Raw genomic sequence first — 8,736 nt, 5'->3', positions numbered from 1 at the left:
ACAAGCAGCAGCGAAAGCTTTAGAGCAGCAGAACCAGCAGTTGGCGAAGCAGTTACAAGACAAAGCGCAGCAAGCCGATAAAATCCAAGCGTCATTGGCGGAACAAACCGCGAAATTAGCCCAGAAAGCGGCGTTAGAAAGCGAATTGGCGGCAGCGAAGAAACAGCTGGCAGAGCACCAAGCGGCGCAAAATGCATTATCGAAACAGTTTACTGACAGCGAGAAGCAGCAACTTGCGCTGCAAGCGCGTTTGCAGAAAAATGAACAGGATTACGCCACGGCACAGGCACAGTTAAAACAAGCCAATGCAGAGCTGCAAAAACTGCAAGCAAACATGGAAAAACAAACCGCCATGATGAGCCAAGCCAGCGATGAGCAAGTGAAAGCGCTGACGGCAGACTTGAATAAACAAATTGCGTTATTGAAACAAAAAGAAGCTGGGTTGGAAAAAGCGCAAGCTGAGAGCCAAACCACGCGCGAAGCGTTAGCCAAACAACAAGCAGCAGCGAAAGCTTTAGAGCAGCAGAACCAGCAGTTGGCGAAGCAGTTGCAAGACAAAGCGCAGCAAGCGGATAAAATCCAAGCGTCATTGGCGGATCAAACCGCGAAATTAGCCCAGAAAGCGGCGTTAGAAAGCGAATTGGCGGCAGCGAAGAAACAGCTGGCAGAGCACCAAGCGGCACAAAATGCATTATCGAAACAGTTTACTGACAGCGAGAAGCAGCAACTTGCGCTGCAAGCGCGTTTGCAGAAAAATGAACAGGATTACGCTACGGCACAGGCGCAGTTAAAACAAGCCAACGCAGAGCTGCAAAAACTGCAGGCGAACGTGGAAAAACAAACTGCCTTGATGAGCCAAGCCAGCGATGAGCAAGTGAAAGCGCTGACGGCGGATTTGAATAAACAAATTGCGTTATTGAAACAAAAAGAAGCTGGGTTGGAAAAAGCGCAAGCAGAAAGCCAAACCACGCGCGAAGCGTTAGCCAAGCAACAAGCAGCAGCGAAAGCTTTAGAGCAGCAGAACCAGCAGTTGGCGAAGCAGTTGCAAGACAAAGCGCAGCAAGCCGATAAAATCCAAGCGTCATTGGCGGAACAAACCGCGAAATTAGCCCAGAAAGCGGCGTTAGAAAGCGAATTGGCGGCAGCGAAGAAACAGCTGGCAGAGCACCAAGCGGCGCAAAATGCATTATCGAAACAGTTTACTGACAGCGAGAAGCAGCAACTTGCGCTGCAAGCGCGTTTGCAGAAAAATGAACAGGATTATGCCACGGCACAGGCGCAGTTAAAACAAGCCAATGCAGAGCTGCAAAAACTGCAAGCGAACGTGGAAAAACAAACCGCTTTGATGGGTCAAGCCAGTGATAAACAGATTAAAGAGTTAACTGCTGATCTAAATAAACAAATTACCTTGTTGAAACAAAAGGAAGTTGCTTTAACGAAGTTAGATGCAGAGAAAAAATCAATTCAGGGAGAATTGGCGACTCAACAAAATGAAAGTAAAAAGCTTGAGCAGCAACTCACTGATGCAAATAAGCTTATCAGTACTTTGAAAGTGGATTCACAAAAAGAGTTGGCTGCAGCCCAAACAAAATTGAAAAAACTGCAAAGAGAATTAGATTCGCTCAATTCTGTAACCGGTGATAATGCATTAAAATCACAAATAATGGATTTAAATCGTCGCATTACTCAGTTACAAGTTGAAAACGATGCGTTAAAAGCGAAGGGAAGAACAAGTTCAACAGCAGGTTTAGCTGGAAGAGTCCTTCCTAGTAAAGATTTAAAAGTAATAGCTGCAGAAAACGCGAAGAAAAACCAGAAAATAATTGAGCAAATTACCGCTCAAAAATACAGTAAACTTGATAGTAATACCTATTATAAAATTATTCAGGCCGGCTCACCGATAAAAAATGTTAAGAGTAAAGATGTTACTTTTATTATGAGGGAGCAACTAACGGATGGTAAGGTTACTGTAATGTATACTGAGCAAAACCCAGTCACATTACCTTATGACCAGTTACCGACACCGTTGAACTCATTTGTTGAACGGGCTGGAGAAGGCGGAATGGTTAAAGTGTACATCAAACCAGAAGGCGGTTATGGCGTTGAAGGGATACCGGGCGAAGTGCCACCTAATTCAATGTCTATTATTGATTTGAAAATTATTAAAGCTAAATAATTTAGCGGCTACCTAAGATTATCTTGAGAAGTAGTTTGTCATTAAAAGGCAGGCTACTTTTTTTATGGTATCAGTAATCTAGGGGGGAATTTAGTCAGTGGATGTTAATTAGAAAGAGGGACGACGGAGGGTGCCTTTCTGCCAGTTTATAGTTAAAGCTGAAATTTCTATAACTGACAGGGCATGTGTCTATGCGCGATATGCTGCGATATTAAGCCGCTATTCTTGATCTGCTAGGCGTATATCCAAACCGCTTGCGATAAGTTTGTGTAAAGTAGGATTGACTAGAAAAGCCAGCTTCCATTGACACTTCCACAATACTCATTGCAGTGTTAACTAATAATTGGTGTGCATACATAATTCGTTTTTCGCTGATCCATGAGCGTGGTGATGTAGCATATACAGTATGAAATAATTCTTTAAAGGTCGTTAACCCCATACCAAACGTTCGTGCAAACTCGCTTAATTTCCACTCTTTAAGGTAATTGGCTTCCATAAATAATTGCAAACGTTCCGCTTGTCGGCTACTGAGTTGCCTAAAATTAGATAATAATAAAGCGCCTTGCTCACTGTAGCTTAATAATAAGAGTAATTCACTTACACGAAGGGAAACAATTACTTCAGGATATTCATGATCGATAAATGAGTTCAGGCTATTTTTAATATCATCAATTAATGAATATGAGGTAAATTTAATGATGTCACTTGAGAATGTCTCATTTCGCTCTATTTCGCTTAATTGAGAACCATGTGTTGCAATAAAATCACGTAAAAACTTATCATCTAAAGCTATCCAAAGTAATTGGCAATCTACTGAAGGATCAGTCATTTGCAAGGAATATGAACCTTGCTTATGATATAAGATATCCCCTTCGTTTAAGGTTTGTAAGTTAGCTGGAGTTTCTAATAATAGTGAACCTTTCTCTACAATAAAAATACCTTTTGTCGCAAAATCCATAATATTATGAGACATACTACTATCTACACTTATTCGTTTGATAACCTGTTGGTTTAAGTTACTTTCAATTTGCATAATTGACACCTTATTAATCTCATTTAAATATTCCAAATGTAATTAGCGAAATTAAACATCACGCTATTTCTTCTATTGATATCTAAAGTCGCTACTACTAGTAAGGCTGAAATTATATTTATCGATTGTTTTTATGTCACACTGTAAATTTAAATATTAAAAAATGTTTCAAAACATGGTTTTTTCGAGCCTTTCCTTTTGTTTGAAAGGTATTTCCGTTGTTTTGCGGGAGGGGATTTTATAATATTCTATATTTTTGTTATTTATCTGAAATATTATTCTAATTTATTAAAGTCATCTGGATGTTAATATTTTGTTGTTTTGTTACGCGTAACGTGAGTTTTTTTCAATTTAATGCTTGTTTGTCATTTTATAGGAATTAGTGTTAATTATAGGTATGTTAATAATGACTATAAAACTCGTCAAAAGTAGTATTGATAAGTTTATTTTACCAATACTAATGTTATTACATTGAGTTATTAAAAACATCAATCATTACGATTGATGTTTTTTATTGAAAGTGGGGTAAAAGGGATGAAATTGAGACATTAATCTTGTTTTTTAATCAATAGGCAAAACTGATAGGTTTGATAGGTTATATAAATATAGATTTTAATAAATAGTTTTTAAGGGTTACTATTTTTTAGATGTCCATCATTACTGAAAAAAAATACATTTTATAAATTTTTGCATAGGGCATGGCCTATTAAGGAGATTTTTAGCAACAAATAGCCCACTGAAGAAATTTCAAAAATTACAGTAGGATATTGCTAAAGGGGGGATTATAGATACAAACTGATAATGGTAAGGCTCTTTAATCATTATAAGAAGATTAGTGATAATCTGCCGATGGGGGTTATATTGCTTTTTTAATGCAATGAAGTGGAATCTACTGTATTCGCTTATTATGAACTTTCTTTAGAGTTTGCTCTCTTATTAACCTTAGGTGGCAAATCAGGGACGGGTTTACGGTCATCGAGAAGGTGGCGTATCGCGAGTATTGGGTGATGAATAAGCATTTTTGGGCCAGCCCAACGCATGATTAGCTTCATTTGTTCACGCATTTTTGGTTGGTAACAATGGATAGGGCATTGTTTACAGGCGGGCTTTATTTCACCATAACGGCATTTCTCTAGTCGATTTACGGCATAAAAATAGAGTTTTTGATAATAATCGGGGGCATCATTGGTTGCTGGGTGTGCTTTTTCATAGATTTTTATCATCTTTTCAATTGTTTTAATTTCCCGATTAATACGTTTTCCAGCCATAACAAGTCCTCTATTACAGTAAACATACATTTAATATACAACTTTATTGGTGTAATGAATAGTTAACGATAAATTATTGAGTAATTTATTGATGGTGTTCAAGAAAGCGGTGGATTTTACTGAGGGCTGAAAAAGAGGGTAATAAGCTACCCTCTTAAATAAGAAAGTATTAATAACTTAATGGCGGCTTAAAATATCAGCCAAATAAAGTCATATTAACTGCTTAGCTAAAGTCCCACTTTTTTATAAAAGCGGCAGAGAAAGCTGAGCTAGTATCGTTGTGGTGAGGTGGCTGATCACCTATTCGACAACATTATTTTTTGCATTTCATCTTTAAGATGTAATTTTTCTTTTTTCAGTTTGGCTACGTGTTCATTATAACCTGCGCCTGAAGGGCCCTCGAGCTTACTGATTTCTTTGTCGAGTTGATGATGCTTTTCATAAAGAGTTTGAAAACGGGGATGTGTAGATACTAATTTTGAAACTAAATCTTGATCTGCTGATAACATACTACCTCCTCAGAATGTATTAAGCCTCAAGTTCAGTATAATCAGTGCCTAACTGTTGTGCATTAAAATAGGGGGTAATTTACATAATTTTTATCATTTTTATGATCACTCTACTAAAATTAAGTATGATTACGTTAATACTGGGGGTGATTTATTTTTTTGTAATTAAGAATCATCCATAGTGATAATTATGGTGTAAATAACTTAACATATAGCCAAGTATGGTTTTTTTAATTGGTTTTATCTTCTGAAATAGGAATAAATAATGAAGAAAGCGATTTTATCTGTAATGGCAGCGGCACTGATTTCATCTTGTGCAGTAGCAACGGAAGAGTTGGAAAAGATCGCGCCATATCCAAAAGCAGAATCAGGTATGACACGTCATGTCATTCAACTTGCCAATCAACAAAATGAAAATGACTTTATGGTTGAATTAGTCATTGGGAAAACCATCAAAGCTGATTGTAACCGCCAATGGTTTATGGGAGATCTGGATAAAAAAACATTGGAAGGCTGGGGATATGATTACTATAAACTAGATGAAGTCAAAGGCCCTGCCTCTACTATGATGGGCTGCCCTGAACCTGCGAAAGACCGTTTTGTTTCCACACAATTAGGCGATGACGCTTTTATGCGTTATAACAGTAAGCTGCCAATCGTGGTTTATACGCCATCAGATATGCAAGTTAAATACCGAGTTTGGTCAACCGATGGTAAGCTAATGGATTCCATCAAAAAATAATTAAAAGAATGCCGCATATTGCGGCATTTTTTATCAGAAAATATTTAACGAATAACAAATACCGAAGTTTTAGCATGGCGCACAATAGCGGATGCAGTAGAGCCCAATAGATAGGTTGAAGTGCTTGGGCGATGTGAACCGACCACAATTAAATCTGCGTTAATTTCTTGCGCATAATCTAATATTTCATCTTTAGCTGAGCCGATACTGACTTTACAGTTAATTTGCTTATCGGAAACTTTGATGTCTTTTATGACTTCTTCAAGTGCGCGCATCGCCAGAATTGAACGTTCAGCGGAATCTTTATGGCTTTCAGGTAGTGCTGCGATTTCAATACCAAAAAACAACTCGACACTAGGGATTACAGACAGAAAGTGAATTTCAGGTGAGCCTAGCTGCGCTAACGCTTCTACGTGTTTGAGGATCTCTTGATTCAATTCATCTTCTAACAAATCAATAGGAACTAGGATTTTTTGATACATAGCTACCTCATTTAGTGTCATTTAAAATTAATTATAGTGGCTTACCTACAATATACTATAAGTTAAATAGAAAGTAACAAATGCTATTAAATGCGCATTTATCGTGTTTTTGCAAGTTTAATATTATTAACTTAATAAAAAGAAAGGGTAATTATTATTAGTTAAAAGCTTTATTTACAATTAATAATGGGACTTTAAACGAAGAATGTGAGAATATACAGAGAAATCATTTTTAACTTATTGATTTAAAAGCTTTATCTGAATGATAATTATTTTGTTTTTCATTAAAGAATATATTTTATGAATATAAAAAATACTTCATCTAATAAAATGAGTGAGTTTGAAACGCAACAAGCAAAATTCAAAGCGGCAAAGAAAAGCACACTAATCAGTGTGGTGGTGAATACGCTGTTGTCGATTTGGCAGATAATCATTGGTATTTTTTCACACTCTTCGGGGTTAATTGCTGATGGTATTCATACATTATCTGACTTGGTTGCAGATTTTGTTGTACTTATTGCGAATAAAAAAAGCCACAAAAAGCCGGATGAAGATCACCCTTATGGCCATTTTCGTTATGAAAATGGAGCTTCATTAATTTTAGGGATTATTTTGTTAGTGGTCGGTGTGGGAATGGTGTGGTCAGCGATTGGAAAGATGTTGAACCCAGCACTGATCCCTGAAGTTCATACGATTGCATTAGTTGCAGCTTTAGTGGCTTTAGTCGCGAAAGAGGGCTTATTTCGTTATATGTTGTATGTGGCGAAAAAAGTGAATTCTAATATGTTAGTTGCCAATGCATGGCATGCGCGTTCTGACGCTGCCTCTTCATTAGTTGTTGCAGTTGGTATTGTTGGTAGCTTATGTGGGTTGCGGATCCTTGACCCAATAGCCGCTTTGATTGTTGGGACATTCGTTTTTCGTATGGGGTTTAAATTCACCAATCAATCGATGCAAGACCTAATGGATAAAGGCGCTGATGAAGAAACATTACAAGAAATTCGCACTGTTTTAGAGGGTATTAATGAGTTATCTGGATATCATGATTTAAAAACCCGTAAATCAGGTGATTTTTTATTAGTGGATGTTCACCTAGAACTTGATGGCAATATGAGTATTACCGCAGGCCATGATATTGCAGTGAATGTGCGGAAAAAATTGATGGAAAACCCGCAAATATTAGATGTTATGACCCATCTTGACCCATATGATAAAAACCATAAGCACTAAACCACCATGAATTAATCTATTTTTATATAAGGCCGAGCTTTTAATAGCTCGGCTTTTTTGTTGCTAATATGAATTAGAAGCTTAACAATAAGTTATTGCACTTTATGAGTTACAAATGGAAAATCAGCAGGTTGTTTCCAAACAATATGCATTAATGATGACACCCGCCTAGCGAACTATACGGGTTAATACTGAATAATTGAGGGAAAAATGCAGTTTACTCAAGAACAATGTCAGATGCTCCGAACGCCAAAAGTTATCGCTCTAACCAATAAAAATGGGATGAAAATTATCTTAACGAGCCTCGGTGCCAGTTGGGTTAGCTGTATAGTGCCTTTAGCGACAGGGAAAAGGGATGTCATCTTGGGAGCCCCCAATATGGCAAAGCATATGGAGCAAGGTGTATACCTCGGTGCCACAGTTGGGCGAGTCGCTAACCGGATTTGTGCATCACAGTTCACTATTAATGGGCAACATTATCGAGTATCGAATAATCAAGGTAATCACTGCTTGCATGGTGGAAAAGATAATTTTAGTTATCGTATATGGGGAATTCTTCAACCTAGTCCACAGAAAGCGGTTTTTGTGTTGACCTCTCCTGAGGGAGATCAAGGCTTTCCTGGTCGTCTCTATATTGAAGTGAGTTATGAATTAACCGAAACAAATCAAGTCATTATCGACTATAAATATCAATCAACAGATTATGGCCCTGTTAACCTCACTAACCATGCTTATTTTAATTTAGCAGGGGAAGACTCGCTAAGAACAGCACTCGAACATGATTTACAAGTGCATGCCGATGCCTATTTGCCAATCACTCATGATGGTATCCCTACGGGGGAGTGGCGTGATGTAACAGAAACCAGCTTTGACTTTCGTCAGGGTAAGCGTATTGGGTTTCATTTTTTACAAGATGAAGAACAACAGCACGTCGGAGGGTATGACCACGCATTAGTGTTAAATAAAACCCTTACGGATGGAGTGCAAACTGTCGCAACACTTGGGTCACCTAATGGGGATGTGAAATTAAATATTGCGACCACTATGCCAGCACTTCAGCTTTATAGTGGCAATCATTTAGTTGCAGTATCAGGAAAAAGCCAGACCTATACAACCTATTCAGGTGTGGTACTTGCTACACAGTTTCCTCCAGATGCGGTAAATCATCCAGAATGGGGGGAGCAATATGATTCACTTGTTCAACCTAACAAAATTTATACCAGCCAAACCTGTTACCAATTTTTATTTTGATACTTATACGTAATAGCCTAATTTTACGGTATTTAATAGATAAAA

7 protein-coding genes and 1 pseudogene are annotated in these 8,736 nt (G+C 37.7%); 4 read left to right on the top strand and 4 right to left on the bottom strand.

The genetic code is table 11. The features are described 5' to 3' along the window. Positions 1-2,176, top strand: a pseudogene (locus tag ACIPUA_RS22895) (hypothetical protein); the annotation flags it as partial. Between the two features lie 211 nt (positions 2,177-2,387). Here the strand turns inward: ACIPUA_RS22895 and ACIPUA_RS22890 are convergent. The 3 genes from ACIPUA_RS22890 to ACIPUA_RS22880 form a co-directional block, all read right to left on the bottom strand. Then, a complete protein-coding gene (locus ACIPUA_RS22890) occupies positions 2,388-3,209 on the bottom strand; it encodes a helix-turn-helix transcriptional regulator (protein WP_042845028.1) in 822 nt (273 codons plus the stop codon). 905 nt (positions 3,210-4,114) lie between these two features. Continuing rightward, positions 4,115-4,477, bottom strand: coding sequence for a nitrous oxide-stimulated promoter family protein (locus tag ACIPUA_RS22885; protein ID WP_042845026.1), 363 nt, complete (start codon positions 4,475-4,477; stop codon positions 4,115-4,117). A gap of 296 nt (positions 4,478-4,773) precedes the next feature. Further along, positions 4,774-4,986, bottom strand: a complete 213-nt coding sequence (locus ACIPUA_RS22880; protein ID WP_042845025.1) for a DUF465 domain-containing protein — start codon at positions 4,984-4,986, stop codon at positions 4,774-4,776. A 265-nt stretch (positions 4,987-5,251) separates the two neighbouring features. Here ACIPUA_RS22880 and eco point away from each other — a divergent pair, with 265 nt between their 5' ends. Next, positions 5,252-5,728, top strand: a complete 477-nt coding sequence (eco, locus tag ACIPUA_RS22875) for a serine protease inhibitor ecotin (protein ID WP_042845024.1) — start codon at positions 5,252-5,254, stop codon at positions 5,726-5,728. Positions 5,729-5,772: 44 nt separating this feature from the next. Here eco and ACIPUA_RS22870 read toward each other — a convergent pair whose 3' ends face one another. Next, positions 5,773-6,210: a universal stress protein gene (locus ACIPUA_RS22870; RefSeq protein ID WP_042845023.1), complete on the bottom strand. Its 438-nt coding sequence runs from the start codon at positions 6,208-6,210 to the stop codon at positions 5,773-5,775. Positions 6,211-6,510: 300 nt separating this feature from the next. Here ACIPUA_RS22870 and ACIPUA_RS22865 point away from each other — a divergent pair, with 300 nt between their 5' ends. After that, positions 6,511-7,440: a cation diffusion facilitator family transporter gene (locus ACIPUA_RS22865; RefSeq protein ID WP_042845021.1), complete on the top strand. Its 930-nt coding sequence runs from the start codon at positions 6,511-6,513 to the stop codon at positions 7,438-7,440. A gap of 210 nt (positions 7,441-7,650) precedes the next feature. Next, entirely contained in the window at positions 7,651-8,691 is a 1,041-nt protein-coding gene (locus tag ACIPUA_RS22860) for a galactose-1-epimerase (RefSeq protein WP_042845020.1), read from the top strand. The last annotated feature ends 45 nt before the right edge of the window (positions 8,692-8,736 follow it).

The organism is Providencia sp. AGC89 (assembly GCF_053543535.1).
This window is presented reverse-complemented; position numbering and strand designations above follow the sequence as displayed.